Origin of the sequence: Neisseria sp. HMSC078C12 (assembly GCF_001838065.1) — a bacterium.
Classification (GTDB): domain Bacteria; phylum Pseudomonadota; class Gammaproteobacteria; order Burkholderiales; family Neisseriaceae; genus Neisseria.
Map to the genome: position 1 here is coordinate 1 of NZ_KV835602.1, position 245 is coordinate 245.

Here is a 245-nt window from a genome sequence, read left to right on the forward strand (position 1 = left end):
CGAATCGCAAAGCGCAGACCTTCTTCCATAGCGATAGGTGCAATCAGTTCTACAGTAATGGTTACGTTCTCACCCGGCATTACCATTTCTACGCCTTCTTCCAAAGTAACTGCACCAGTTACGTCGGTAGTACGGAAGTAGAATTGTGGACGGTAGTTAGCGAAGAATGGAGTGTGACGGCCACCCTCTTCTTTGCTCAGTACGTATACTTCTGCTTTGAATTTGGTGTGAGGAGTGATAGTACC

The 245-nt window shown here is 46.9% G+C and carries 1 pseudogene; it reads right to left on the minus strand.

Annotation, left to right across the window (positions count from 1 at the left end):
* Positions 1-245, minus strand: a pseudogene (locus HMPREF2596_RS04945) (elongation factor Tu); the annotation flags it as partial.